This window comes from Winogradskyella sp. R77965 (assembly GCF_044594915.1).
Lineage (GTDB): Bacteria > Bacteroidota > Bacteroidia > Flavobacteriales > Flavobacteriaceae > Winogradskyella.
Map to the genome: position 1 here is coordinate 485,100 of NZ_CP138990.1, position 24,353 is coordinate 509,452.

The window sequence follows — 24,353 nt, forward strand, 5'->3', positions numbered from 1 at the left end:
GATAGATTTAAAAAAGCTACCAATTGGTAGCTTTTTTTAGTTGATATCTTTTTTAAATGTCTTTCTTCGTTTATACACTTTAGGATCAAAATGTTTCCATATCTGATGTATAGCAAGATTGTCTTCTAATTCTGGAGTTCTATAGCAAGTCTCAATACCTTTTTCTTTAAAGGTTTCATAATATTCATTGAATATAACGGCATGTACGCCTTTATTCTGATAATCGGGATGAATACCAATAAGATAGAAAATAACATCTTTACTATGCTTCTTAGCTTTTAAAACATGAGAAAAACCAAATGGAAATAATTTTCCATTCGCTTTTTGAAGTGCTTCAGCAAATCGAGGCATAACAACAGCAAATCCAACAAGTTTATCATTTTCATCAATAACAAACTTGATATACTTTGGATTTACAAAGCTTATAAACTTCTTTTTAAAGTATTCTTTTTGAATATCTGTGATTTCAACAAATGAGGACAAAGAGGCATAGCTTTCATTAAATAAATCAAACATACGATCTGCATAAGGCATAACCTCTTCTGTCTTAGTGAGTTTTAGTGCTGTTAATCTATAGCGTCGTTTAATAAGCTCTTGTGCTTTTTTAAAAAACTCAGGTTTTACGTTTTCAAAAGGAAATTTACTTTCCGAGTATTCTTTCTCAATTGTATAGCCATTTGCCGTGTAATGATCAACATAATATGGATGATTATACCAAGTTATCATTGGCGCTATAGAATCAAACCCTTCAGTCATCACACCGACTTTGTCGAGATTAGAAAACCCAACAGGACCTTCTGTATATTGGAGTTGGTTTTCTTTGCCAATCGCCTCAACAGTTTCTAATAATTTTTTGCTAACTTCTAAATCATCAATAAAATCAAACCAACCGAAGCGCATTTTTTTTATGCTTTGATTATTAACTTCTAACCAATTAATAATTGCAGCCACACGACCTACAATTTTATCATTTTTATATGCTAAGAAAAATCGGGCTTCAGCATCTTTAAAAATAGGGTTTTTGTCTTTATCAAAAGTCTCTAATTCTTGTTTAATAATAGGAGGAACCCAATATTTTGAATCTTTATAAAGTGTAAATGGAAACTTTACAAAAGCTTTTAAGTCTTTTTTTGATGTGGCTTCTTTAATTGTAATCATATATCGACTTATAAGCTATCAGAATCATCAAAAACATCAGTTTTCTTTTTCTTCTTTTTATTTCTTCGTTTTTTGCGCTTACCTTCTTCTTCAGCAGAATTTCCATTATCAATTTTTTTATCTCTATGGAAATCTAAGCGGTAAGATGCACCAAAGGCGATATTAAAAACCGTAGGTGTATCCTTAGTATTAAAAGCAATATTTGCATCTAATTGAAAATCTCTCGTCCAAAGATAAGCACCACCAAACCTAAGCAAATTATCGGCATAAAAATCACTACTAATACCTTGTGCTTCACCAAAAACGACCCATTGAGGCGTAAACGAGTGTGTTAAAGTTAGTATATATTGAAAATCGGATTGGTCAGTACCAATTCTATCTAGAATAAAATTGGTAACAAACACCCAACCACCATTAAAGTTGTTCTGCGTTGCCACCATTACTTTTGGACTAAATCCTTCAATACCAGGCGCTGTGTATGAATTATCTTTTGTATCAAAATTTGCACCAGCATAAACTGCTACTGCAGGTATTAATGATTTCCATTGAAATGTTCTATTCGCATGGTAACTGTAGAGATTTGGTTTTGCGTCTTCAGTATTTTTATATGGATCGTAAATAAGGTATTTAGCACCAAGTGTAAAATTCTTAAAATTAGAACGATCAATGGGTCTTGGAATTAAAGCATTATTGAAAGTGATATTGTCGTTCTGATAGACACCTTCTAATGAGAATTCCAACTGATCAAAAAGTACACCATATCTGATACCAAAATCTAATCCAAAACCTGAAACGTCATATTGTAATGGTACATGCTCTTCTTTAACAGAAAAAGCACCAGCTTCAAACTGAACAACGCCTGTGCCGACAGAAAAAGCACTTTTAGAAACACCAGGTCTATTGGAGTTAATAACCTCGGTATATTGCGCATAAATGCTCGAAAAAGATAGTAAAATAAGTAGGGTGAAAAATGATTTGAGTAATCTCATTAGTTGTTAGTTTAAATTCAAATATATATATTTTATACTTTTTTTAAGGAATAATAACGGATTATAAATTAGGTTAATTGTATTTTTGATATTATTTATTGTTATGATACAAGAAGCTTCGGCCATGGGATTATTGAGAACCATATTAATTATATTACTTGTCTATTTCGGAATTAAGATATTAGCGCGCCTTTTTGCTCCACTATTTTTGCGTTTTGTAGCAAAGAAAGCAGAGGAGAAATTCGGACAGCAGTTTGGTGGATTTCAAAATCCAAACCAACAAAGACAGCAACAAAGGCAGAAAGAAGGTGAAACTGTTATAGACAAAATGCCAAACCAAAATAAATCTTCTAACGAAAAAGTTGGAGAATATATCGATTACGAAGAGATTGAGTAATTCAATTTTTTTAAAAGTATGCATCTTATCAAAAAAATAACTACTTTTCAGAATCATTCAACTTTAAAGTACTTACATGTCATTTTCTTTTAAACGTTTATTGCCACATATCTTAGTTTTAATAGGGTTTGTGGTGCTTTCATTAGCTTATTTCAGTCCGGTTTTACAAGGCAAAAAGATCTACCAAAGTGATATTATGCACTATATTGGTATGGCACAGCAACAAAAAGAATTTGCAAAAGCTGAAGGAGAAGAAACCTACTGGACTAACAGTGCTTTTGGTGGTATGCCGACCTATCAACTTGGCGCAAAATATCCACATAATTATATCAAGAAACTCGATTTGACCTTACGATTCTTGCCAAGACCAGCAGATTATTTATTTCTATATTTTATTGGGTTTTATATCTTATTACTGTCCCTTAAAGTCGATTTTAAGTTGGCAGCACTAGGTGCATTAGCATTTGGATTTTCTACATATCTTATTATAATTCTAGGTGTTGGTCATAATGCAAAAGCACATGCCATTGCTTATATGCCATTGGTTTTAGCAGGAATTATCCTCACATTTAGAAAAAAATACATCCTTGGATTTCTACTGACAACAGTTGCATTAGGTTTGGAAATAGTGACTAATCATTTCCAGATGACCTATTATCTCATGCTTTTAGTCATTGTGCTAGGCATTGCTTATCTAGTAGATGCTTACAGAAAAAAAGTGTTGCCACATTTCTTTAAATCTGTTGGATTACTTAGTGTTTCAGCCATTTTAGCTGTTGGCCTAAATGCCACTAATATGATGGCAACACAAGAGTATGTTAAAGAAAGTACACGTGGCAAAAGTGAATTAACTATAAATCCTGATGGTTCTGCAAAAGAAGTTACTTCTGGTTTAAGCCGAGAATATATTACAGAGTACAGTTACGGTATTTTAGAATCTTTTAATCTCTATATCCCAAAGTTTATGGGAGGTGGGAATAGGGAAGATGTTGGTAAAGATTCTGAAACCTATAAAGCTTATATTAATCTTGGTGCTTCACCAATTGAAGCCTTAGATGGAGCAAGAAACGCACCAATGTATTGGGGTGATCAGACCATTGTAGAAGCTCCAGCCTATGTTGGCGCAGTTATTATCTTTTTGTTTGTTCTTGGGTTATTCCTAGTTAAGGGTCGACTGAAATGGTGGCTCGTTGGTGGAACAGTATTATCTCTTTTGTTATCCTATGGAAAGAACGTTGGCTTCTTAACTGATTTCTTTATTGATTACGTGCCTTTGTATAACAAGTTTAGAGCCGTAAGTTCTATTCAGGTGATACTAGAATTATGTATTCCTGTTTTAGGAATTTTTGCTTTGGTGCGCTTATTTAATGATTTCCAAAAAGATGAAGAAAAGCTAAAAGCTTTAAAATATTCAGTCATCATTACTGCAGGCTTGGTAGTAGTATTTTTGTTGTTCAAATCATTTTTATTTGATTTTGAAAGTTTTAGAGATGGTGGATATATTGAAGCTTATGGGCAACCATTTATTGATGCCGTTATCGAAGATAGAAAGTCATTAATGACAACAGATACTTTAAGAACATTGGTTCTGGTATTACTTTCTGCTGGTACAGTATATTTCTTTATAAAGGAAAAATTATCGGAAACATTAACTGTGGTTGTATTTGCAGTTTTACTACTTTTTGATTTGGTAAGTGTAGATAGACAATATGTTAATAATGATAATTTTACTTCAGCATTGAGAGTGGATAAGCCTTATCAAGCTACTACAGCAGACAAAGAAATTTTAAAGGATAAAGGGCATTTTAGAGTTTTAGACATGTCTTCTGAAGGACAAAGCAAGCCAGGACGAGCAGCTTATTTTCATAATTCATTGTTTGGTTATCACGCAGCTAAACTAGGACGATATAATGAGCTGATGGAATTTCATGTATATAAAAATAACATGAATGTTCTCAACATGCTGAACACAAAATATATCATTGCAGAAGAACAAGGAAATATTTTTCCATATACCAATACAGATGCCAATGGTAATGCTTGGTTTGTGAGTGAGTTAGAACAGTTGCCAAATGCTAATGCCGAAATAAAAGCTTTGGATAGTTTAGATACAAAAGTTAAGGCGATCACAACAATGCCCGAGTTCAGTAGTAAGCCTAAAGTTATTACATATCAAGTAGATTCTATGGCTTTGATACAATTAAAAGAATTTAAACCTAACTATTTAAAATATCAATCTTTAAATGCAAATGATGGTTTTGCAGTATTTTCTGAGATCTATTATTCTCAAGGATGGAATGCTTATATCAATGGTGATTTAGTGCCGCATCAACGTGTTAATTATGTACTACGTGGTTTAGAAATCCCGAAAGGAGATCATACTATTGAATTTAAGTTTGAGCCAGCGGTTGTTGAAACTGGAAGTAAAGTGGCTTTGGCTAGTTCTGCTGTATTTGGGATATTGTTGTTATTAGGAATATTCTATAGTTTCAAAAAGAAAGAAAACTGATTGTCATTCCTGTGAAGACAGGAATCCACTATAAGTGAATTATAATTAGATTCCTGCCTTCGCAGGAATGACAGAAATGGATAAAATTAAGAAAGTACTAATCATAACCTATTATTGGCCACCTGCAGGAGGTCCAGGAGTACAACGCTGGTTAAAGTTCGTAAAGTACTTACCTGAGTTTGGTATAGAACCTATTGTGTATTGTCCTGAAAATCCAAACTATCCTATTATGGATAAGAGTTTGGTTAATGAAATTCCAAAAAATATTACAATCCTTAAACACCCTATTAGTGAGCCTTATGGTCTAGCAAATATCTTCTCAAAAGGTAGAGCTAAAAAAATAAGTACAGGTGTGATTCCAAAAGCTAAAAAACAATCGTTTATTGAAAAAGCGATGCTTTATGTAAGAGGGAATTATTTTATACCTGATGCGCGTAAAAATTGGGTGAAGCCTTCGGTTTCTTTGCTTTCAAACTATATTAAAGAGGATCAAATTGAGACCATTATTACTACAGGTCCACCACATAGTTTGCATTTAATTGGACATCAACTTAAAGTGCAATTAGGAGTAAAATGGCTTGCAGATTTTAGAGATCCTTGGACTACTATTGGCTATCATAAAGAGTTGAAACTCAAAGCGTCTTCAAAAGCAAAACATCTCAACTTAGAAGCAAAAGTTTTAAATGCAGCTGATGAGATTATTGTAACGAGCAATCATACCAAAAATGAGTTCCAGGCGAAAACAGATCAACCAATTTCTGTTATTACAAATGGCTATGATTCACATTCCGTGAGAGTAGAAGGGAAGGATGAAAAATTCACATTATCTCATATAGGTTCTTTATTATCTGACCGTAACCCAATTGTTTTATGGAAAGTGCTCGCTGAATTGATTAAAGAAAATGACGGGTTTTCGAAAGCTTTTAAACTGCAATTGATTGGCGTAGTGAGTGATGATGTCATAGAATCCGTTCATCAAAATGGGCTAAAAAATCATGTTGAAGTTGTCGGTTATGTTAGTCATGATGACGCGATTAAATTTCAAATGAAATCTCAGCTATTGTTGTTGATTGAAATCAATTCTGAAGATACTAAAGCCATCATTCCAGGGAAAGTGTTCGAATATCTTATTTCTGAAACACCAATATTAGCAATTGGCCCAAAGGATGCTGATGTTGAACAAATCATTGCATCAACAAATACCGGAACCTATTTTAATTACGACCAAAAATCTGAATTAAAATTACAAATCGTAGATTATTTTGAAGCTTATCAAAACAATAAATTATTTGTGAACGCTATTGGTTTGCAACCATATAGCAGAAAAGCGTTGACTGAAAAATTGAGTAAAATTATTGCTAAAAACTAATTCGTAAAGTACGTTTTGGAATTTAAAATTTTATAGTTGTAATTTGGACCTCTATGGGAATTGTATTAAACCAATCATTTAAAAATACCATAAGCACTTACATTGGCTTTGGTATTGGTGCCATTAATACACTCTTTCTTTACACTAACTTTTTAACAGATAAATATTATGGTTTAGTAGCATTTTTATTATCTGCGGCTAATATTATGATGCCGTTTATGGCTTTTGGAGTTCATAACGCGATTATTAAGTTCTATTCGTCTTTCAAATCTAAAAATAGTATCAATAGCTTTTTAACGCTGATGCTATTTCTGCCATTAGCGTTTATAATTCCTACTTTTTTTATTGGTTATTTTGCTTATGATTCTATTGCTGGTTTGCTTTCAAGTGAGAATACTATTGTAGAGCATTATGTTTGGTATATTTTTATTCTAGCTATTGCCATGGCCTATTTTGAGATCTTTTTTGCTTGGTCTAAAGTGCAATTACAAACTGTTTTTGGCAATGTGATGAAAGAAATATTTCATCGTGTGTGCATAATGATTTTACTTATTGCAGTTTATATGGAATGGCTATCTGTACATCAGTTTATATTAGCTTTAGTTGGAGTGTATGTTTCACGAATGCTGATTATGAAATTGTATGCTTATTCTATTAGATTTCCTAGGCTAAAGTTTGAAAACATCAAGAATATTTCTTCGATTTTAAAGTATTCGAGTTTAATGATTGTTGCGGGTTCGGTTGCTATGCTTATTCTCGATATTGATAAGTTTATGATTGGTTTAATGTTACCGGATATTGAACAAGTTGCTTATTACAGTGTTGCCATTTTTATAGCAACGGTTATTGCTGTACCACAACGTGCCATGCATCAAATAATGATGCCTTTAACAGCAAAATATCTCAATGAAAATGATATTACATCGTTGGAAGACTTGTACAAGCGTAGCTCAATGAGTTTGTTAGTGATTAGCGGTTTTATATTTCTTTTAATTATTTTGAATATTAATCAACTCTATGAAATTCTTCCCAATGAATTTACTGGTGGACTTTTTGTCGTTCTCATAGTAAGTCTGGCAAAGTTATACGATAACAGTTTAGGAAATAACAACGCTATTTTATTTAACAGCGATTACTATAAAATGGTGCTATTATTTGGTGTTTTGTTGGCTATTATGGCCATTGTATTGAATGCAGTTTTTATTCCTATTTACGGCATTGAAGGTTCTGCATTTGCAACGTTTTTAGCTGTGTTTATTTATAATACAATTAAAATAGCTTTTGTGAAGATGAAGTTTAATATGCAGCCTTTTACATTAGCTTCTCTAAAGATTGTTGTGGCACTTATTGTATTGTCAATTGGTTTTTACTTTTGGGAATTTCCATTTCATCCTATTATCAATATTATTCTAAAATCTGCTATAATAGGTGTATTGTATTTTGGCATAATTTATAAATTGAATGTTTCCGAAGATATCTCTAGTCAGATTAGGAAGTACTTACGTTTGAGGTAGAAATTTGTCTTTTATTTATTAGCATCAATACTTGTCATTCTTAACTAGTTTCACAATCTCTGTTAATGCTTAAATGTAAAATGCTGAAACAAGTTCAGCATAAAAATGAGAAATCCCGCAAGGTGCTCTGAGGCATACATCATGCGGGATTTCTACTAACCAACCAAAAAAAATCTTTATTTTATCCTCTAGATCGTCTTGAGCTAGATCTTGTAGAACTTTGATTACTCTTTCTACTTGTATTAGATCTTGTCTTTATAGACGATGATTTTCTTTTATTTTGAACAGTACTGCGTACTTTCTTATTCTGCGACGTTGTTCTATTATATGTACGAGATTTAGTTGCATTTGGTTTTCTAACCGAAGTGTTTCTTGATCTCTTCATTTTATTAGACACAGAACTTGGTGTTCTGGTCACATTTTCTCTAGTATTTCTTGTACGTGTTGCATTACTTGAACGGTTTGTTCTACTTGGTGTAGAAACTCTAGTATTAGTTCTAGTAGTTGCTTTAGTGCTTCTTGTACCTCTAGTAGTTCTAGTCGGAGTTGTAGCTCTTGTAGAACGCGTAGGTGTTACCTTATCAGAAGTACGTCTTGTACTTGTTCTCGTTCTTGTATTAGTACTACGAGTTGTTCTTGTTGTACTTGCGTTACTTTCTCTTGTACGTGTAGCTCTTGTAGTTGCTATTGTAGCATTGTTACGTTGTACACGAGTTCTAATACTGCGTTCTCTCTTGTTTCTAGGCTTTTGTGCGTACCTATTACTAATTCTTGCTGAAGCGTTACGTCTTCCGATTCGACTATCACCGCGTCTTCCTATGTTATAATGTCTAACATTGTTAGTATATGGTCTGTAATATATATGCCTAACTGGTGTGTAAAACTGTCTGTAAGGATTTACATTAAGTATACAGAAGTTCACTGCAGGTACTGCATAAAATCTGTGCCATGGTCTATAAACATAAGCTCTATTAAAGGTATTGATAAACCCGTCGTACCTCCAGAACACATTGTTTCTGTAATATACATTTAATCCACCCAATCGAGTAATTCTACCACGAGAGTTATAGTTGATAAATATGTTTCCTATTTGGTTTACACGACCATAGAAATCGTAGTAAATAGGTGTGTTTTCAACTTGAATAATCGCTCCAAAGCTATCATACTGTACATATGGGTTATAGTTATATCCAGAGTTAAAGCTCAAAGAGAAACCTGGTGTATCTAAACCAACGCTTACGTCTGGTCCATAATTAGGCATGTAAAAATCGAATTGACCATCAGCATATACCGAAAATTCGATACCAGCTTCAGTAAATATGAAAGAATTACCATAACCTCTCACGTAGTTATTGATTGAAGCTTCAGCCTCTGATGTTGTCGTGGTAGTTGCGAATGCGGTAGTGCTTAAAGCTACTAAGCCTGCAAATAAAAATAGTATCCGTTTCATAATTTCTGGGTTTTAATATTAATTACAAACTATAAAACAAACAGCGTGCCAAAAAATGTAACTACTTGATTTTCAGTAAAAGCAAATAAGTTTTACAATTAATAAAAAGTTATTATTTAAAATAAGAATCCCGAAACTTTGGGGAAAGCATTCGGGATTCTAGGATCTCAATATTTAGTTAGGCTAAAACGAGAAATTAGTATTTATGTTTTTTGAGTTTTTTGCGCTTCTTTACTTTACCATTCTTTTTATAATAGTAGTAATCGTCATTATCGTCCCAATCATCATCCCAATCATCATCCCAATCGTTATGTTGAGAATGACCGTCAAAATGATCTACTGAACATCCTGAGATTCCACATATACCACAAGATTGATTGCTGTGATTAACAAAACCTCTTGTGCCTATGACCTCACCATATCTGTTGTATAAAATACGTAATCCACCAACTTGTTTTAATAGACCTCTTCTGTATGTTATATATACAGAACCTGCTCTTTTAAGTCGACCATTTCTATCGTAATTCATGAATACATTTCCGACGCGTCTTACACGACCAAGTCTATCATGAGTTACTATGACACCTCGCTCTCTGTTATTATAGGTTGTGCCGGGTGCTCCATGAGTTCTATTAGTATTTCTTCTAGATCTTGTTTTTGTTCTAGAACGTCTGTAGTAATAATTGTCGTCGTCTGGTACCGTGGAAAATATGTCGGTATTAAAATCGAAGCTACCATCAGCAAAGATTAAGAATTCTACACCACGCTCTACAAACAAAATAGGTTGTGCATAACGATTGCGTGTAGTGTTTAAATCTTCCCCATTGGAAACAGCATTTCCTGCTGTTGTTGCCGTGACTGATGTTAATCCTAGTAACATCGCTGCCAAAAAAAGTACTTGTCTTTTCATAATTTATAGGTTTTTAGATTTGCCTAGTCACTAACTCGTTTAGGACTTATAGGCTTACACTATTGTTTGTAGATTTCCAATTAACGTGCCAAGATATGTAAAGCATTGACAAACAGAATTTTGAGGTGTTTTTAAAATTGAAATATGTAGTAATTATTGAATTCAATCTTATGATTTGCAACTAATACTATTATAAATTTCATTATTTTTAAGCCTTCCGATTGTTATCGGAACTAACTATCAATTATGAGTACCAACCAAGTTAATTGTCAAAATTGTGAAGAGCCATACGAAGAAGGTTTTAAATTTTGTCCAAATTGTGGGCAGAAAACTAATGATGAATTAACTATAGGTGTACTGTTTTATAATACCATAAGTAATTACTTTTCCTTTGATGCTCGGTTTTTAAAAAGCTTTTTTCCATTAATGTTTAAGCCTGGTTACTTGGCGAAGGAATTTATTAAAGGAAAGCGCTTATTGTATCTACATCCAGCTCAGATGTATTTATTTATTTCCGTAGTATTCTTTTTTATATTTTCTTTTACTGTTAGAGACCAAACCGAAACATTAAATAATGAGTTAAAGAAAACACTAAGTACAGATTTAGTAGAAGAAGAAATAGATTCTATAGCATTAAAGCGTAAAGATTCTATTGAAAGAATGACGATTCGTAATGCATTAGAGAAAAACCAGTTTTTAACTGGTATGAGTGATAAAGACATTGATTCTATCACTTCAATGCAAAATTTACCTAAAAAGAACAATATTTCCTTTGGTTTCGATGAAAAGAAAATAGATTCACTAATAGAAAGCGGTGCTGAAGATGCGGTTATTTATAAGTCCATGGGAATGGAAGAGGATGATAATTGGCTTATGAAGAAATTATATCCACAATTACTCAAATTTTATAAAAACCGAGATGGTGGAAATGTATTGAGAGCATTTTATGATACTATACCTATTGCTCTATTTGTTCTATTGCCAATATTTGCTTTGCTTTTGAAGTTGTTTTTTTATAAAAGAGGACGTTATTCACATCATTTAGTATTTGGATTCTACTTTTTTTCATTTCTATTTACCTTACTGAGTATTGTATTCGGTATTAACCGATTTATAGATATTCCTGATTGGATAGATTGGTTGATTGTAATGTCTACTTTTATTTATTTTCTTGTAGCAGTACACAAGTTTTATCAGAGACATTGGCTTATAAGTTTTATAAAATCTAGTATTATAAGCTTTATGTTTTTTATAACTGTAGTTGTATCAGCAGTACTTTTATTAGTAATCTCTTTTTGGTTTTATTAGCCTAAATAAAGATTATAACTTTTCTTGAAGATATTTACCAGTGACTGAATCCTTATGCTTTACAATCTCTTCTGGAGTTCCAGCTGCGACTAATTGCCCGCCATGTTTTCCGCCTTCAGGCCCTAAATCAATAATATAATCAGCACATTTTATGAGGTCAATGTTGTGTTCAATAACTATAATCGAATGCCCTTTTGAGATTAAAGCCTGAAATGATTTCAACAACTTCTTTATATCATGAAAATGTAATCCTGTTGTTGGTTCATCAAAAATGAATAAGGCATTATTGCTCTTACTGCCTTTTCCTAAAAATGTGGCCAACTTAATACGTTGCGCTTCACCACCAGAAAGAGTAGAAGAGGACTGACCTAAAGTCACATAACCTAAACCAACATCTTGCAGTGGTTGTAATTTTCCTTGAATCTTGGCTTGCTTATAGGTTGTAAAGAAATCGATGGCATCATCAATCGTCATATTTAAAATATCGTCAATGGATTTACCTTCAAATTTTACTTCTAAAACCTCTTTCTTAAAACGTTTGCCACCACAAGTATCACAGGTTAAATGCACATCTGCCATAAATTGCATTTCAATAGTAACTTCTCCTTCTCCTTTGCAGGTTTCACAACGTCCACCATCAACATTAAAGCTAAAATGCTTGGCAGCATAGTTTCTTATTTTGCTTAACTTTTGAGATGAGAATAAAGCTCTAATATCATCATAAGCCTTAATGTATGTCACAGGATTAGAACGCGACGAACGTCCTATTGGATTCTGATCTACAAACTCTACATGCTGAACAATACTATGATTACCTTTCATTTCAGTAACCTGACCAATTTTATCACTAAAACCAGTTAATTTCTTTTGTATAGCAGGATATAGAATCTTTTTTACCAGAGTACTTTTTCCACTACCTGAGACTCCGGTAATTACTGTTAGCATTTCTAATGGAAAGGTAACATCAATATTTTTTAGATTATTTTCTCGAGCACCAAGGATTTCAATTTGATATTTTGAGGTCCTTCGTTTTTTTGGCACTTCAATTTCTAGTTGACCATTAAGATATTTTGCTGTCAAAGTATCTGAAACAAGAATATCTTTAAAATCACCTACAGCAACAACTTCACCTCCAAAAGTGCCAGCTTCTGGTCCGATGTCAATAATAGAATCTGCCGCTTTCATTATATCTTCATCGTGCTCTACAACAATAACTGTATTTCCTAAATCTCTAAGTGATTTTAAAACATCAATCAACCGCTCTGTATCCTTTGGATGTAAGCCAATACTTGGTTCATCTAATATATACATTGATCCAACCAAGCTACTGCCTAATGATGTTGCTAAGTTGATACGCTGACTTTCTCCACCAGATAAAGTGTTAGATTTTCTATTTAGTGTTAAGTAATTTAATCCAACATTAGATAAGAACTCTAGTCTTGTATTGATTTCAGTCAGTAGTCGCTTTGCAATTTTTGTATCGTATGCGTTCAGTTTCAATTTGCTAAAGAATGTTTTCAATTCATCTAATGGTAAATCCACTAAATCTGTAATGGTAGCATCATTAATTTTAACATAACTAGCTTCTTCTCGCAAACGCTTCCCTTTGCAGACATTACATTTTGTTTTGCCACGATAGCGCGATAACATCACGCGATTCTGAATTTTATAAGCTTTAGATTCTAATTCAGCAAAGAAACTGTCTAAGCCTTCAAAGTATTGATTGCCTTTCCAAATTAATGCCTTGTGCGCATCACTCAATTCAAAATAGGGTTTATGAATTGGAAAATCGAATTTATGGGAGTTGTTGACCAACTGATCTCTATACCAACTCATACTTTCTCCTCTCCAAGGAAAAATTGCATTTTCATAGACTGATAAAGCAGTATTGGGAATTACCAAATCGTTATCAATACCAATAACATCACCATAACCTTCGCATTTTGGACAAGCTCCATAAGGATTATTAAAGCTGAATAAATGTGAGTTAGGTTCAAGAAACGACATACCATCTAATTCAAATTTATTATTGAAAGTGATTTGTTTTTTGTCTGAAAGCGATTCAACTATACAAGTACCAACACCTTCGTAGAATGCTGTACCTATTGCATCAGCTAGGCGATTGAGAAAATCTTCATCATTTTTAAACACAATTCTATCGACAACAAGACATAGATTCTTATCTGATTTAATTTTTGTTTTTATAGCGTCATCAATTCTTAAAACTTCGTCTTTAACTTTTATACGAGCGTAACCTTGTTGTTGTAGAGTTTGCAATTTGTTCTCAATAGTTCTGCCTTCTTCTAAAACAATAGGAGATAATAGTAGCAGTTTCGAGCCTTCCTCAAATTTTGAAATGTATTTAATGACATCTGTAACTGTATGCTTTTTAACTTCATTATCAGAAATAGGAGAGTAGGTCTTTCCAATTCTTGCAAATAATAATTTTAGATAATCATAAATTTCAGTGGTTGTGCCAACTGTAGATCGCGGATTGGTAGAATTTACTTTTTGTTCAATTGCAATTGCTGGAGCAATACCCTTTATATAATCAACTTTAGGCTTATTAAGTCTCCCCAAAAATTGACGTGCATAACTCGAAAGGCTTTCTACATAGCGCCTTTGGCCTTCGGCATAGAGCGTATCGAAAGCTAAGCTAGACTTACCAGAACCAGATAAACCCGTAATTACTACTAATTGATTTCTAGGTATAACAACATCAATATTTTTTAGATTATGCAATTTTGCACCTTTAATAATGATATTTTCCTTTGGATTTACGTTTAAAACAGTAGTATTCATGGGTTATTTTGGATGTCTAAGTTTGCAAAGATACTATAACTATTTCATCTATAAAAGGAACACTTTATCCGATAAAATGTTAAATTTTCCCATTTTTTTTTGTTTTTTCGGAATGATTGTTGTTATATTTACCACATAATCATTTAAAACAGAATTGCGTATATCATAATATTACTTTAGAAAATTTTAACCCCTTGTTAAGAAGATCACTTCTTACTACTAAGAGTAATATTATGAAAAAAGAACTTATCCAAGACGCAGAGTTGGTTAGCAACTACATTAAAGGAGACGAGAATGCACTCTCGATTTTAATCCAAAGACACAAACAAAAAATCTATAGTTTTATTTATTCTAAAGTTTATGATAGAGATATTACTGAAGACGTATTTCAGGATACTTTTATTAAAGTCATCAGAACTTTGAAGAGAGGGAAGTACAATGAAGAAGGTAAATTTTTACCTTGGGTAATGCGAATTGCTCATAATTTAGTTATTGACCATTTTAGGAGAAATAGTCGTATGCCTAAGTTCAGTAATACTGGTGAATTTAGTATATTTTCTGTACTTAGCGATTCTAGTTTAAATGCTGAAAAAAGCTTAATAAAAAATCAGGTAGAATCTGACGTACGTCGTATTATAGAAGAGCTACCTGAGGACCAGAAACAAGTTTTAGTGATGCGTATGTATCAAGATATGAGCTTTAAAGAAATCTCTGAACGTACTGGTGTAAGTATCAATACAGCATTGGGAAGAATGCGGTATGCATTAATTAATATGCGTAAGGTTATAGATCAAAATAATATAGTTTTAACAAACTAATACAATAAAGTGTTTTCTAGTACGTTATTGTCATATATAAATCATAAATTGTTAATATGGCAAAAATTTACTCTAATGCTTCCCCAAAAAAAGATAACCTAAAACCAAAAGACGAAACGATAAGTTTCCTTTTGAATTATTCAAAGGCTTTAAGTGTTATAAATTATAATAAATTGAAGTTTGAAGCACTTCTAAATTAAGTTGAAGAAAAAATCCTGATGTCGCAAACATCAGGATTTTTTTGCAAATAGAAGCTCCTCGTAATTTTGGGTACTTAGGTATTCTTTTTTTAAGTTTTTAAGGTATTCAAGAATTATTGAGCGCTTTGGATGACCATCTATTAAACAATTTTTAAGGTCTTCATCATAAACAGTTAATAAGATATACCAATGTCCTTTTCTGAAAACATAACCATTATCATCAAAAATTGGATCAATTCCATTTTTATCTAAGGTCACATCAGTTAAAAATCCTAAAAGGTTAAGTTTCTTATCTTCAATGTCTGTTTCTCTGTAAGTAATGTAATACGTATTATGATCTATTTCAAAAGGTGTATTATAACCAACATCTATGTCATTGAGTTGAAATTTGGTATTGAAGTACTTATATATTTCGCCTTCATTTTTTAAATCTTTAAATATAAATGCGGTCTCTCGTGGTAATTTTCTTTTAAACTTTTTGGCTTGCATTACTTTATGACCGCTGAATCTTGGTGCAACTCTAGTGGGAATACAAGATGTTGCAGTAATTGAGAGTAGAATTAATATAATTTTTTTCATTGATTGATGGTTTGCTATTACGCATCAAGAATTATACCAACTAATGACTAAAATTACTGTCATTTAGAGCGTAGTCGAGAATCTAATTTATCTCATATCATCTCGACATTGCTCGATGTGACAGCTGAACTGTATTAATGCTTTTATTTCTTCTTTTTATAATAATCATCTAAAACCGATTTTCTACCAATAGTTTTTGTAATGATATCTTTGTCTAAATCCCATCCACGTGCAGGTGAATATTCTCTACCATACCAAATGATTTGAAGGTGTAAATCATTCCAGAGGTCTTCAGGAAATAAGCGTTTAGCATCTTTTTCGGTCTGTACTACGTTTTTTCCGTTTGTTAAATTCCAGCGATACATTAAGCGATGGATATGCGTGTCTACAGGAAATGCAGGAATACCAAATGCTTGGGATAAAACTACAGCAGCAGTTTTGTGACCTACGGCAGGCAATTCTTCTAGCTCTTCATAGGTCTTTGGAACTTTTCCATTATGCTTATCAATTAAAATATGTGATAAACCATGAATTCCTTTACTTTTCATTGGCGATAAACCTACAGGTTTAATGATTTCTCTAATCTCATCAACACTAAGCTTTATCATATCGTAGGGGTTATCAGCACGTTCAAATAACAAAGGTGTGATTTGATTAACACGAACGTCTGTACTTTGCGCAGACATTAAAACAGCGATTAATAAGGTGTAAGGATCTTTATGTTCTAAAGGAATTGGTATTGTTGGATAGAGTTCATTTAACGTATTTATAACAAAATCTACCTTTTCTTGTTTAGTCATTCATCGTATTTTTACAAAAACAAAATTAAGGAATTATGACACACTTAAAAACAGGAGATAAAGCACCAGAATTTGCAGCTAAAGATGAACAAGGGAATACAATTTCTTTATCTGATTATAAAGGAAAAAAATTGGTAGTATTCTTTTATCCAAAAGCCAGTACACCTGGGTGTACCGTAGAGGCTTGTAATCTTAATGATAATTATGATCGTTTTAAAGCGCAAGGCTATGAACTCTTAGGGGTTAGTGCAGATAGTGCTAAGCGTCAATCTAATTTCAAAAATAAATATGGCTTTCAATATCCATTGTTAGCAGACGAAGATAAAGCTGTAATTGAAGCTTTTGGAGTTTGGGGACCAAAGAAATTTATGGGAAAGGAATACGATGGTATTCATAGAACTACTTTTGTTATCGATGAGAATGGCGTTTTGGAAGATGTCATTACAAAGGTTAAGACAAAAGCACATACAGATCAGATCTTGACAGAGTAATAACTTCATATAAATTAAAAAAGCGACGAATTTAATTCGTCGCTTTTTTAATTTTGAGTTCCGAATACTGAATTATTTATGCATAACCTCTTCAGATTCACAACCAAATAAACTCTTCTCTTTAATTAGTCTTGCAACACCTTCTGGTAGCATTTCTTCCCATCCTTCATCGCCATTGGCAATCATTTTTAGAACCCTTCTAGAGAATACAGATAGGTTAGAGGCATCAAAGTCTCCAATGTCAACAACTTTACCGTTGTATTTAAAGAATTTGTAGAGTTCTTTCATTCGTGGATGTACTTTAAGATTTTCACTTGTAGTTAAGCTTCCATCTTCATTTTGCATAGGATAGAGGTAAACACGTAGATCCTTGTAAAATAGTTTCCCGAAGGCTTCCAAAATCCCACCACTTAAATGACGGTAATATTTCTCATCAAAAATATCTACAAGATTGTTTACTCCCATAGCTAATCCCATACGTGCTTTAGAGTATTGAGAGAAGTATTCTACTAATTTATAATACTCTTGGAAGTTCGATATCAAAACCGTTTGCCCTAAAGAACACAAGAGTTTAGCACGATCCATAAAATCTTGCTCATCAATTTTTCCTTCAGCCCTTAAGTTTGATAGCGTAATTTCAAAAATAACTTGAGTTTTTTCTTTCTCAACTTTATTTTCTTTAACGAACATTTCGTAAGACTTCTCAAACATGTCCATATTTACTTTGGTAACTGGTCTAAAACTACCTCTAAGTGTTAAAATATTCTTTTTGTAAAGTACACGAGCAGGCAACACATTATTACCGTCTGGTGCAAACATTACTGCGTCTGTCATGCCGTTTTTAACCAGTTGCAAACTCATTAATCTGTTATCAACATCTTTAAAAACTGGGCCTGAAAAATTAATAGTATCAATTTCTAACTGATCTTGGTCTAAATGATCGTATAGGTATCGTAATAATTTACGTGGTTGGTTGTATTTGTAAAAAGCCCCGTAAATTAAGTTTGTACCTAATTTACCAAGCGTTTCTTGTTGTAAACGCGCATCTGTTTCTTTAAATCTTATATGTAATATGATGTCATTGTACTCACCATCAGGGCTTACCTGAAATTTTATGCCGACCCAACCGTGCCCTTTATATTTTTTTGCAAAATCTATAGTAGCGACTGTATTAGCATAGGTAAAAAATATCTTATTAGGATTATTTTCTCTAGTAATACGTTGCTCCATTAAACCAATTTCGTGGTTCAACATTTTGCGGAGTCTTGCTTCGGTGACATAGCGTTTATCATCTTCTATACCATAAATAGCATCACTAAAATCCTTATCGTAAGCAGACATGGCTTTAGCTATGGTTCCTGAAGCTCCACCAGCTCTGAAGAATTGGCGAACAGTTTCTTGTCCTGCACCAATTTCGGAAAAGGTACCATAGATATCAGCATTTAAGTTAATACGTAAAGCTTTATCTTTTAATGATGGAATATTTTCAAATTCCGAGTCGCCAGTATACGTTATGTCCTTCATAGAGCTTGGGTTTATAGCTTTAGCGCAAAGGTACTATTTTACTGTTGCAAACAAAAAAATAAGTTTATTTTTGTTTTAAATAGAAAGTCTGTTGAAAATTACGTTTTTAGGAACTGGTACATCACAAGGAATCCCCATAATTGGAAGTACACACCCTGTGTGTTTAAGTGAAAATCCTAAAGACAAAAGACTTCGTGTGTCTGTTTTAGTGGAATGGGATAATTATACCTTTGTAGTGGACTGTGGACCAGATTTTAGACAGCAAATGCTGAGGGCCAAAGTGTCAAAAATTGACGGTATTATTTTTACACATGAGCACGCAGACCATACGATGGGTTTGGATGATATAAGACCCTTTTTCTTCAAACAAGGTGATATTCCTTTATATGCGCATCAACGCGTTTTTAAAGCTTTAGAGAAACGTTTCGACTATATTTTTACGACTAAAAAGAAATATCCTGGTGTCCCAAGTGTTACCAAAATTGAAGTGAAGAATGAAGCCTTTTTAGCGGGAAACCTTAATGTAATTCCGGTAGAAGGGTTGCACTACAAGCTTCAGGTATTTGGCTATCGATTTAAAGATTTTGCGTATCTCACTGACATGAAAACAATTGCAGATGACGAAGTCGAAAAGCTTCAAAACTTAGAAGTTTTAGTAGTGAATGCGTTAAGAATAGATTCACATATATCACATTTCAATTTAAAGGAAGCGCTTCAATTTATTGAACGTGTAAAGCCCAAACGTACTTATTTAACCCATATTAGTCATCTTTTAGGATTTCATGACGAGGTACAACAAAACTTACCAGACAACGTTTTTTTAGCATACGATAACTTACAAATTACTATATAGATATGAAGAGTAGAATTTTTATGTACTTGTTTATTTTTTCAGTGTTGTTAATTGTTTTTCAATATGTCAATTCTAAAAACATTATAGATAAGTACGAAGAAGATATAAAAACGTTTAAGTCTAAAATTGCTGAAGACGAAAAATCTATTGCTGATTTAGAAGAGGAAAATTTTGATCTTAACTACTTTAATATTGATCGTAATGATAATGCCTTAGATTATTTTATTGCTCAAGGTTATAATGCAGATGAATTAATAACAGCAATCACAGAAGGGCTTTATAATATGAATAATTACGAAGGTGATGATCATCCAATAGTGCCCTACGTATCTTTAACAGATTCTAAATTGCTAATCAATAAAATTAGAATTGTTAATCACAAATGGATTTTAGCAAACTTTACAGATGGAGAATATTGGGGAGAAATATTTGTTACTTATTCTATTGATGAAGATAACAATTTAAAGTACAAATTGGCTGAGCATTTATTATATCAGAAGATTAACTATTAAATATACTGTTTCAACCAATCCTTTAAATCATAAAAATTCTGTGGCGCAACTCCATGTCCAACAGGATATTCTTTGTAAACATGGTTTACATCTAGAGCGTTTAGAAATACTGGTGTTTTTCTTGCCCAATCCACAGGAATAACCTGATCTACTGTGCCATGCGAACAGAAAAAGTTTAAATGCGCTACATCTTTTTCTTCAATAGAATCTGGTATAATAGCTTCATTTATATAGCCACTTAAAGCCACGACATTTCTTACTTTTTTGGGATAGGTGAGTGCTACAGCATAGCTCAAAATAGTACCTTGACTAAAACCTAAAAGTGTTAAACTATCAGGGTTAACAGCATATGTTTTACATGCATAATCGATAAATTCTGAAATAAAGTCTACGGACTGCTTTGCTTGTTCATCATCACTCCATTTGCCTTTTTCTGCATCAAAATTAATAGCGTACCAAGCATTACCATAAGGTTGCATAGCATATGGTGCTCTCAATGAAATAATGAATAATTCTTCTGGTAATTCTGAGGCGAATGAAAATAAATCATTTTCATCACTGCCATAACCATGACACATAATTAGCAGCGGAGCATTTTCTTTTAATGTGGAAGGTCTTTTGATATAATATAGGTTTGATGTCATAATGTATATTATTTCAAGTTTTTAAACCAATCTTGAAAGTAGTGTCCTAAAAAAGGTAAGAGTTTGTATTCACCTTTGATAGCGAAGAATAAACTATAAAGCCAACCAATAAAAGTTATAAACCATAGTGCTGTGCCAAACCATGAGTTCACATATTTCTCGCAGATATTAGAAAATATGACAAGTATTATTAACCCAATCATTTGCCTAGCGTGAAAAAACACGTAAGGGTTCTTTTTTTCAAGATTCATAGAAATTGCAATCAATAAACCAATAGGTGTTATATAACTGATAGTAGCCCATAGCTTGCCATCTTTTATTTCGCTACCTGCCATTATTTTAAAACAATTTTATTGTTAGCAATAATACCGTAGGTTTCACCTTTGAGTGATTGATCTAAAAAAGCGCTATTCTTAGATCGGGAAGAAATATGAGTAGTATTAAATTTATAATCTTTATCTGGATTAAATAGACTTAAATTAGCTTCTTCGCCAATCTTTATTATAGATTCAGAAATTCCGAATCGAGATTTTCCTTGAGTTAAAAGGCTTATTGTTTTTTTGGTGGTAAATATATTTTGTAATGCTCCAAAGGCAGATTCTAATCCAATAGTTCCGTATTTAGCATAATCGAATTCTATTTTTTTATCTTCAATATCAATAGGATTATGGTCCGTGGTTACCATATCGATAGTGCCATCTTTAAGACCTTCAATCAAGGCATTACAATCAGTTTGTGTTCTTAGTGGTGGAAGGACTTTAAAATTGGTGTCGAATTCTTGCAAAACATCATCTGTAAAAACTAAATTATGTATAGCAACGCTACAGGTAACATTCAGTTTCTTTGCTTTTGCTGCTCTAATCAATTCAACAGATTTTGAAGTTGATATTGTTGGAATATGAAGTTTACCTTCTGCGTATTCTAACAAAAATAAATCTCGAGCGACTTGCAATTCTTCTGCTAAAGCCGGATTTCCTTTCAATCCCAGTTTGGTACTATTAATATGCTCGTTAGCAACACCAAGTCCTGATATCTTAGACTCCTGCGGAAATGAACAAACCAAACCATCAAAATTGCTTGCATATTGCATTGCAATCTTCATCAGGTTAGGGTTGGAGATAGGTTTCTGATAATCGTAAAACGCGACTGCTCCAGCATTAGTCATATCAAATAACTCAGCTAAATCTTCTCCTTTACTACCTTGTGTTAATGCACCAATAGGATAGAGTTTAACGGCGTTATCATTAGATTTAGACTTCACAAATGTAATATCCGCATAGCTATCAATTACTGGATTAGAATTGGCATTTAACGCAACAGCAGTAAAACCAGAACGTGCTGCAGTTTTTAAGCCATTACTTATCGTTTCGCGTTCTTCATAACCAGGTTCGCCAAAAGACACACTACTGTCAAACCAACCTTGCGAAACATGCAAATTGTCTAGTTTTATTTCCTTGTAATTTTTGGGATTAGAAATTCGTTTAGAGATCTTAGAAATACGACCTTTTTCAATTAAAATATCAACCGTTTCATTGTGAAAATCACTTTTAGAATCAACGATGGTTGCAGATTTTATGAGTGCGTTCATTTAAGATATTTTAGTAGCAGTATTTCAATAATTAAAAATACTAGTGCAAAAATAACAAACCATTTCCATAGCGCATTAACATTTGTGTTACTTTTTATAGTATTAATGGTTGCATCTAGGCTAGAGTCAATAGTTGTGTTTTCTAATTGATTTAAGTCATAATACCTGAGTTCACTCTCATCTCTGTTGTAATTAAAGCTTAGGTTTTGAATAGAAACACCTTTATTTTTCACATTAAAAATACCAGCTTTATTAGGGAATTCATTGGTTTCAATAACCACAGATTTACTATAAGTTTTTTGCAACGGAATTACTGAAGTATCCTCTGAAGTTAAGGTTAGAATATCATCCTGACCAATAACTGCACTAATTGCTATTGAGTTTGGCTCACTGACTGTATAATATAGTTTAGAGAGCTTTAAACTCTGAAGTCCCATATTGTATAAAACCGGCACAATAAGTTGTGAATTTTTGAAGTTTGAATTACTTGTATTTAATGCTGAAGAAAAGGCATATGAATTAGTGTTTCCTACTAAAAAAGGGGAGCCATCTTCATAGGATAAAACACTATTTGCACTTGAAGAAAAACGATAAGACATATCAACTTTTGGGTATTGAAAATTGCTGACTTTAGAATAAAATGCATTGGCCAAAAGTGGATGATTATAGTTAATACTAGTAATGCGTTTTTCATTAGTATTTACTGCATTAAAATTAGAAATTAAATTTTTATTAAATAATTGATTATAAGAATTTAAGTCTACTTTTGTTGAAGGAATTATTAATATAATTCCTCCATCTTTTTTAAAAGTATCAATTGCTGCATTTAGAGCATTTGAAATAACATCGAGTTCATTTAGAATTATGAGGTTTTGATCTGGAATTAAATTAAAATTTAAAGCCTCTAATTTGAAACTTTTAAAGTCAAATTCATCATCTGTATAAATACGTTTTAAGTATGAATCATCTGCGCTTCCATTTATAGCTAAAACCTTAATTTTTGGTTTCGAATTAATATTAAAATAGAATGAATTATCGTATTGTAAGCTCGCATCGTCTATAACGAGTTTTCCGTTTATAATGGTATTATTCGAAATTGTAAATGTGGTTTCTTCTTTATTATTAATGCTTATGGCACTTTTTGCTAATAAAACATCTTCATTAAATAAAGAAATAGAAACATTGTCTATTGGTATCGATTGATTAGAAAGCACTACATTAATATCAAGAGTTTCAGCAGTGGTATTAGAAATGTAAAGGCTATCTATACTAATATTTGAAACTAGATTAGATTTTAGTTGCACTAATTTTAGTTGAACATTATTATCCTCTTCAAAACTTAATGGATTACTATTTTGTTGAAAATCGGATACTAAGACCAAATTCTTTGTTGCGGAGTCGTCATTAGAAAACAACTGTCTGCCTTTTAAATATGCAGCATCATAGTTAAGCTGAGTAGGCGAGTTGGTTAACTGAATAAGATCATTCTTTAAAGCCTTTACTGTTGTATTTTTATAAGTATCATCATTTGTAAATAAGCTAATGGATTCATCTTCTGATAAGGTGTTAATGATATCTTGAATCGCTTCGTTCAATAACGTACCATTAGTTCCTTTGGCTTGCATACTAAAGGAATTATCTAAGTATATGACCGTTTCTTGGGCTTCATTAAAATCTTCAGTATTTGGAATAAATGGTTGCGCAAATGCCAAAATAGCACAAGCTAAAAGTAGCATTCTAGTAAGTAAGGTCAACCATTTTTTGAGCTGTGAACTTTTTCGAGTCTGAAGTTTTACAGACTTTAAAAACTTTACATTAGTAAACTGAACTTTCTGAAAACGACGTAGCTGAAATAAATGAATAAGGATGGGAATGACCAGAAAAAATAAAGCGTAAAGTAATTCGGGATTTTTAAACTGCATTCCTTGTTATTTAAAG

The 24,353-nt window shown here is 32.5% G+C and carries 22 protein-coding genes; 10 read left to right on the top strand and 12 right to left on the bottom strand.

The window, feature by feature from the left end:
- Positions 1-36 precede the first annotated feature (36 nt).
- Entirely contained in the window at positions 37-1,158 is a 1,122-nt protein-coding gene (locus SJY34_RS02305) for a GTP cyclohydrolase (RefSeq protein WP_400078525.1), read from the bottom strand.
- 8 nt (positions 1,159-1,166) lie between these two features.
- Positions 1,167-2,147 (bottom strand): transporter, encoded by a 981-nt coding sequence (locus SJY34_RS02310; RefSeq protein WP_400078527.1) that lies wholly within the window; start codon positions 2,145-2,147, stop codon positions 1,167-1,169.
- A gap of 103 nt (positions 2,148-2,250) precedes the next feature.
- Between SJY34_RS02310 and SJY34_RS02315 the strand changes: the two genes are divergently transcribed.
- From SJY34_RS02315 to SJY34_RS02330, 4 genes are all read left to right on the top strand, one after another.
- Positions 2,251-2,544 (top strand): DUF4834 family protein, encoded by a 294-nt coding sequence (locus tag SJY34_RS02315; protein WP_400078528.1) that lies wholly within the window; start codon positions 2,251-2,253, stop codon positions 2,542-2,544.
- A 76-nt stretch (positions 2,545-2,620) separates the two neighbouring features.
- Positions 2,621-5,053, top strand: coding sequence for a YfhO family protein (locus tag SJY34_RS02320; RefSeq protein WP_400078530.1), 2,433 nt, complete (start codon positions 2,621-2,623; stop codon positions 5,051-5,053).
- A 67-nt stretch (positions 5,054-5,120) separates the two neighbouring features.
- On the top strand, positions 5,121-6,422 hold the full coding sequence (locus SJY34_RS02325; RefSeq protein ID WP_400078532.1) for a glycosyl transferase family 1: 1,302 nt from the start codon (positions 5,121-5,123) through the stop codon (positions 6,420-6,422).
- 53 nt (positions 6,423-6,475) lie between these two features.
- Complete coding sequence (locus SJY34_RS02330) at positions 6,476-7,936, top strand: oligosaccharide flippase family protein (protein WP_400078534.1); 1,461 nt, start codon at positions 6,476-6,478, stop codon at positions 7,934-7,936.
- A 181-nt stretch (positions 7,937-8,117) separates the two neighbouring features.
- Here the strand turns inward: SJY34_RS02330 and SJY34_RS02335 are convergent, their stop codons facing one another.
- Positions 8,118-9,386: a hypothetical protein gene (locus tag SJY34_RS02335; RefSeq protein WP_400078536.1), complete on the bottom strand. Its 1,269-nt coding sequence runs from the start codon at positions 9,384-9,386 to the stop codon at positions 8,118-8,120.
- 196 nt (positions 9,387-9,582) lie between these two features.
- Positions 9,583-10,296 (bottom strand): hypothetical protein, encoded by a 714-nt coding sequence (locus SJY34_RS02340; protein WP_400078538.1) that lies wholly within the window; start codon positions 10,294-10,296, stop codon positions 9,583-9,585.
- 246 nt (positions 10,297-10,542) lie between these two features.
- On the opposite strand from SJY34_RS02340, the gene SJY34_RS02345 reads away from it, so the two are divergent.
- The gene (locus SJY34_RS02345; RefSeq protein ID WP_400078540.1) at positions 10,543-11,604 is read left to right on the top strand and encodes a DUF3667 domain-containing protein; all 1,062 of its coding nucleotides are present in this window, start codon (positions 10,543-10,545) and stop codon (positions 11,602-11,604) included.
- A 12-nt stretch (positions 11,605-11,616) separates the two neighbouring features.
- Here SJY34_RS02345 and uvrA read toward each other — a convergent pair whose 3' ends face one another.
- Entirely contained in the window at positions 11,617-14,406 is a 2,790-nt protein-coding gene (uvrA, locus tag SJY34_RS02350) for an excinuclease ABC subunit UvrA (protein ID WP_400078542.1), read from the bottom strand.
- Between the two features lie 233 nt (positions 14,407-14,639).
- Here uvrA and SJY34_RS02355 point away from each other — a divergent pair, with 233 nt between their 5' ends.
- Both SJY34_RS02355 and SJY34_RS02360 read left to right on the top strand, forming a co-directional pair.
- The gene (locus SJY34_RS02355; protein ID WP_400078544.1) at positions 14,640-15,224 is read left to right on the top strand and encodes an RNA polymerase sigma factor; all 585 of its coding nucleotides are present in this window, start codon (positions 14,640-14,642) and stop codon (positions 15,222-15,224) included.
- Between the two features lie 56 nt (positions 15,225-15,280).
- Positions 15,281-15,424, top strand: a complete 144-nt coding sequence (locus SJY34_RS02360; protein ID WP_400078545.1) for a hypothetical protein — start codon at positions 15,281-15,283, stop codon at positions 15,422-15,424.
- A 30-nt stretch (positions 15,425-15,454) separates the two neighbouring features.
- On the opposite strand, the gene SJY34_RS02365 is transcribed toward SJY34_RS02360, so the two are convergent.
- Together SJY34_RS02365 and nth are read right to left on the bottom strand one after the other, a co-directional pair.
- A complete protein-coding gene (locus SJY34_RS02365; protein WP_400078547.1) occupies positions 15,455-16,003 on the bottom strand; it encodes a hypothetical protein in 549 nt (182 codons plus the stop codon).
- A gap of 143 nt (positions 16,004-16,146) precedes the next feature.
- Positions 16,147-16,803, bottom strand: a complete 657-nt coding sequence (nth, locus tag SJY34_RS02370) for an endonuclease III domain-containing protein (protein WP_400078549.1) — start codon at positions 16,801-16,803, stop codon at positions 16,147-16,149.
- Positions 16,804-16,838: 35 nt separating this feature from the next.
- Here nth and bcp point away from each other — a divergent pair, with 35 nt between their 5' ends.
- Positions 16,839-17,294: a thioredoxin-dependent thiol peroxidase gene (bcp, locus tag SJY34_RS02375; RefSeq protein WP_400078551.1), complete on the top strand. Its 456-nt coding sequence runs from the start codon at positions 16,839-16,841 to the stop codon at positions 17,292-17,294.
- Between the two features lie 72 nt (positions 17,295-17,366).
- On the opposite strand, the gene SJY34_RS02380 is transcribed toward bcp, so the two are convergent.
- Entirely contained in the window at positions 17,367-18,818 is a 1,452-nt protein-coding gene (locus SJY34_RS02380) for a TonB-dependent receptor (RefSeq protein ID WP_400078553.1), read from the bottom strand.
- Between the two features lie 91 nt (positions 18,819-18,909).
- On the opposite strand from SJY34_RS02380, the gene SJY34_RS02385 reads away from it, so the two are divergent.
- Positions 18,910-19,671 carry an MBL fold metallo-hydrolase gene (locus SJY34_RS02385; protein ID WP_400078555.1) on the top strand — a complete coding sequence of 254 codons (762 nt, stop codon included), beginning with the start codon at positions 18,910-18,912 and terminating at the stop codon, positions 19,669-19,671.
- Positions 19,672-19,673: 2 nt separating this feature from the next.
- Positions 19,674-20,183, top strand: coding sequence for a hydrolase (locus SJY34_RS02390; protein WP_400078557.1), 510 nt, complete (start codon positions 19,674-19,676; stop codon positions 20,181-20,183).
- Here SJY34_RS02390 and SJY34_RS02395 read toward each other — a convergent pair.
- Genes SJY34_RS02395 through SJY34_RS02410 form a run of 4 tightly spaced genes read right to left on the bottom strand, consistent with a single transcriptional unit; the run spans position 20,180 to position 24,337 of the window.
- Positions 20,180-20,827, bottom strand: coding sequence for an alpha/beta hydrolase (locus SJY34_RS02395; RefSeq protein ID WP_400078559.1), 648 nt, complete (start codon positions 20,825-20,827; stop codon positions 20,180-20,182). The two genes, SJY34_RS02390 and SJY34_RS02395, sit on opposite strands and share 4 nt — an antisense overlap.
- Before the next feature lie 8 nt (positions 20,828-20,835).
- Positions 20,836-21,162, bottom strand: coding sequence for a hypothetical protein (locus SJY34_RS02400; RefSeq protein WP_400078560.1), 327 nt, complete (start codon positions 21,160-21,162; stop codon positions 20,836-20,838).
- The gene (locus tag SJY34_RS02405) at positions 21,162-22,415 is read right to left on the bottom strand and encodes a dihydroorotase family protein (RefSeq protein WP_400078562.1); all 1,254 of its coding nucleotides are present in this window, start codon (positions 22,413-22,415) and stop codon (positions 21,162-21,164) included. Before SJY34_RS02405 ends, SJY34_RS02400 begins: the two co-directional genes overlap by 1 nt.
- Complete coding sequence (locus SJY34_RS02410; protein ID WP_400078564.1) at positions 22,412-24,337, bottom strand: BatA domain-containing protein; 1,926 nt, start codon at positions 24,335-24,337, stop codon at positions 22,412-22,414. The genes SJY34_RS02405 and SJY34_RS02410 overlap by 4 nt, the downstream gene beginning before the upstream one ends.
- Positions 24,338-24,353 lie beyond the last annotated feature (16 nt).

Bases quoted from the DNA above. Each gene is read 5' to 3' on its own strand.
- SJY34_RS02305 (WP_400078525.1), bottom strand. From the start codon at position 1,158: ATGATTACAATTAAAGAAGCCACATCAAAAAAAGACTTAAAAGCTTTT.
- SJY34_RS02310 (WP_400078527.1), bottom strand. From the start codon at position 2,147: ATGAGATTACTCAAATCATTTTTCACCCTACTTATTTTACTATCTTTT.
- SJY34_RS02315 (WP_400078528.1), top strand. From the start codon at position 2,251: ATGATACAAGAAGCTTCGGCCATGGGATTATTGAGAACCATATTAATT.
- SJY34_RS02320 (WP_400078530.1), top strand. From the start codon at position 2,621: ATGTCATTTTCTTTTAAACGTTTATTGCCACATATCTTAGTTTTAATA.
- SJY34_RS02325 (WP_400078532.1), top strand. From the start codon at position 5,121: ATGACAGAAATGGATAAAATTAAGAAAGTACTAATCATAACCTATTAT.
- SJY34_RS02330 (WP_400078534.1), top strand. From the start codon at position 6,476: ATGGGAATTGTATTAAACCAATCATTTAAAAATACCATAAGCACTTAC.
- SJY34_RS02335 (WP_400078536.1), bottom strand. From the start codon at position 9,386: ATGAAACGGATACTATTTTTATTTGCAGGCTTAGTAGCTTTAAGCACT.
- SJY34_RS02340 (WP_400078538.1), bottom strand. From the start codon at position 10,296: ATGAAAAGACAAGTACTTTTTTTGGCAGCGATGTTACTAGGATTAACA.
- SJY34_RS02345 (WP_400078540.1), top strand. From the start codon at position 10,543: ATGAGTACCAACCAAGTTAATTGTCAAAATTGTGAAGAGCCATACGAA.
- uvrA (WP_400078542.1), bottom strand. From the start codon at position 14,406: ATGAATACTACTGTTTTAAACGTAAATCCAAAGGAAAATATCATTATT.
- SJY34_RS02355 (WP_400078544.1), top strand. From the start codon at position 14,640: ATGAAAAAAGAACTTATCCAAGACGCAGAGTTGGTTAGCAACTACATT.
- SJY34_RS02360 (WP_400078545.1), top strand. From the start codon at position 15,281: ATGGCAAAAATTTACTCTAATGCTTCCCCAAAAAAAGATAACCTAAAA.
- SJY34_RS02365 (WP_400078547.1), bottom strand. From the start codon at position 16,003: ATGAAAAAAATTATATTAATTCTACTCTCAATTACTGCAACATCTTGT.
- nth (WP_400078549.1), bottom strand. From the start codon at position 16,803: ATGACTAAACAAGAAAAGGTAGATTTTGTTATAAATACGTTAAATGAA.
- bcp (WP_400078551.1), top strand. From the start codon at position 16,839: ATGACACACTTAAAAACAGGAGATAAAGCACCAGAATTTGCAGCTAAA.
- SJY34_RS02380 (WP_400078553.1), bottom strand. From the start codon at position 18,818: ATGAAGGACATAACGTATACTGGCGACTCGGAATTTGAAAATATTCCA.
- SJY34_RS02390 (WP_400078557.1), top strand. From the start codon at position 19,674: ATGAAGAGTAGAATTTTTATGTACTTGTTTATTTTTTCAGTGTTGTTA.
- SJY34_RS02395 (WP_400078559.1), bottom strand. From the start codon at position 20,827: ATGACATCAAACCTATATTATATCAAAAGACCTTCCACATTAAAAGAA.
- SJY34_RS02400 (WP_400078560.1), bottom strand. From the start codon at position 21,162: ATGGCAGGTAGCGAAATAAAAGATGGCAAGCTATGGGCTACTATCAGT.
- SJY34_RS02405 (WP_400078562.1), bottom strand. From the start codon at position 22,415: ATGAACGCACTCATAAAATCTGCAACCATCGTTGATTCTAAAAGTGAT.
- SJY34_RS02410 (WP_400078564.1), bottom strand. From the start codon at position 24,337: ATGCAGTTTAAAAATCCCGAATTACTTTACGCTTTATTTTTTCTGGTC.